Below are 2,614 nucleotides of genomic sequence, written 5' to 3'. Positions count from 1 at the left end.
GGAAATTCATTCCAGGCGCCCGGGGCCAGCTGTTGGTCAATATCCGGGTAACGAGTGGCATCGAAAGTCGGCTGGATACCCAGCCGCCGCTGACGCAGATAATCGCTGGCGATAATCCGCACCGTCGGGGAGAGCAGCAGAATGGCCGTCAGGTTGGTCATCGCCATCAGCGCCATGATGATATCCGCGCTCTGCCAGACGACAGGCAGGCTAACCATGGTCCCCAACAGCACCATCAGGACGGTGAGTATTCGCAGCCCCCAGATATAGCGGGGCTTATCCAGGCGCAGGAAGACCAGATTATTTTCCGCGTACACGTAATTGGCTACGATAGAGCTAAAGGCGAACAGCAGCACGATGAGGGCGATAAAACCCGCTCCCCAGCCGCCGACCAGCACGCTCATCGCGTGTTGCAAGTCCTGAATACCGTTGAGCGTATATTCATTGTCGGGCCGCGGCGCCAGCATGACGATAATCGCGCTGGCGGTACAGATCACGATAGTATCGATAAACACGCCAATCATCTGCACGATCCCCTGCGCCGCCGGGTGCGGCGGCCAGGAGGCGGCGGCCGCGGCGGCGTTAGGCGAAGAGCCCATCCCTGCTTCATTGGAGAACATGCCGCGCTGGAAGCCGCTGGTCAGCGCCTGGCTGATGGTGTAGCCCACCGCGCCGGCGGCGGCCTCCTGCCAGCCGAAGGCGCAGCGAAAGATGGTGGCGAAAATCGTCGGCAGGGCGGTGATGTGCCACAGGCCGATGAGCAGGCTGGTGGCGATCCACAACAGCGCCATAAAGGGAACGATCCATTGCATCAGACGCGCCACGCCGCGTAAACCACGGAGGATCGCCAGCAAAACGACAACGGCCAGCACGCCGCCGCTGACCGCCGCCGGCAGATCGAACGCATAGCGCAAGGCATGGGCCACGGAGTTAGCCTGCACGGTATTGAAGATAAAACCATAGGCCAGCAGGAGGAGGATCGAAAACAGGACGCCCATCCAACGCATGCCGAGCCCGCGCGCCATGTACCAGGCCGGGCCGCCGCGAAACTGTCCGCGGCTATCGCGTTCTTTATACAGCTGAGCAAGGGAACATTCAGCAAAGCTGCTGGCCATGCCGAGCAGGGCGGAAACCCACATCCAGAATACGGCGCCGGGCCCACCGGCGGCGATCGCCAGCGTCACCCCGGCAAGATTGCCGCTGCCGACCCGGGCGGCAAGGCTGGTACAGAGCGCCTGAAAGGACGTTAAACCACCCGGCTGCGGGTGCAGGCTTTTTTTTAGACTGCGGCCGAATTTGCGCACGTAACGAAACTGAATACCCCGGGTTTGCCAGCTAAACCAGATACCGGCGCCCAGTAGCAGATAAATCATCACTGAGCCCCAGAGTATTTCATTGATAAATGAGAGAAAATCAGGCATTAAACATCCTCTTGTCCATGCCGGTACGCCAGTGTAAGCGTTACCAATTAAGTGACAATCCTTTCGCTTTCAGCAAATTAATCTGCATAGTTTATCACACTCTGCGCTCTTCTCTCGTCGGCGGTTGCGCTGACCCGGCAGCGTGTTATCATCTGGGCAGACCGGTTACATCCCCTTAACTGCTGTTTAAGAGAAATATATCATGACGGATAAATTAACTTCTCTGCGTCAGTACACCACTGTCGTCGCTGACACCGGAGATATTGCGGCAATGAAGCTGTATCAGCCTCAGGATGCCACCACTAACCCTTCCCTGATTCTCGGCGCGGCTCAGATCCCTGAGTACCGTAAGCTGATTGACGACGCTGTCGCCTGGGCTCGTAGCCAGAGCAGCGATCGCGCGCAGCAGATCCTCGATGCTTCCGATAAGCTGGCGGTGAACATCGGTCTCGAAATTCTGAAACTGATCCCGGGCCGTATCTCTACCGAAGTGGACGCACGTCTCTCCTATGACACCGAAGCGTCTATCGCGAAAGCCAAGCGCATCATCAAGCTGTACAACGACGCGGGCATCAGCAACGATCGCATTCTGATCAAACTGGCCTCCACCTGGCAGGGCATTCGCGCCGCTGAACAGCTGGAAAAAGAAGGCATTAACTGTAACCTGACGCTGCTGTTCTCCTTCGCTCAGGCTCGCGCTTGCGCCGAAGCGGGCGTCTTCCTGATTTCGCCGTTCGTTGGCCGTATCCTCGACTGGTACAAAGCCAACACCGACAAGAAAGAGTACGCACCGGCAGAAGATCCGGGCGTGGTTTCCGTCAGCGAAATCTACGAGTATTACAAGCAGCACGGCTATGAAACCGTCGTGATGGGCGCAAGCTTCCGTAACGTTGGCGAAATTCTGGAACTGGCTGGCTGTGACCGCCTGACCATCGCCCCGGCGCTGCTGAAAGAGCTGTCCGAAAGCGAAGGCGCTGTTGAGCGTAAGCTGGTATATACCGGTGAAGTGAAAGCGCGTCCGGAGCGTATTACCGAATCTGAGTTCCTGTGGCAGCATAACCAGGATCCGATGGCGGTAGACAAACTGGCGGAAGGTATCCGTAAGTTTGCGATCGACCAGGAAAAACTGGAAAAAATGATCGACGAACTGCTGTAATCGCGCAGGGGGGGGGCCGCCCCCCCCCCCCCCCCCC

General features: G+C 58.0%; 2 protein-coding genes. One reads left to right on the top strand and one right to left on the bottom strand.

Annotated features, from left to right (window positions below; genetic code table 11):
• On the bottom strand, positions 1-1,421 hold a 1,421-nt coding region (locus HMPREF9538_RS18985; protein ID WP_009484517.1), incomplete at its 3' end, for an alanine/glycine:cation symporter family protein.
• Between the two features lie 202 nt (positions 1,422-1,623).
• Between HMPREF9538_RS18985 and tal the strand changes: the two genes are divergently transcribed.
• Positions 1,624-2,577: a transaldolase gene (gene tal / locus HMPREF9538_RS18990; RefSeq protein WP_002887897.1), complete on the top strand. Its 954-nt coding sequence runs from the start codon at positions 1,624-1,626 to the stop codon at positions 2,575-2,577.
• Positions 2,578-2,614 lie beyond the last annotated feature (37 nt).

This window comes from Klebsiella sp. MS 92-3 (assembly GCF_000195655.1).
In the GTDB taxonomy this organism is placed as follows: domain Bacteria; phylum Pseudomonadota; class Gammaproteobacteria; order Enterobacterales; family Enterobacteriaceae; genus Klebsiella; species Klebsiella pneumoniae.
Note: the sequence above shows the minus strand (reverse complement) of the source record. Positions and strands in the feature narration are given on the sequence as shown.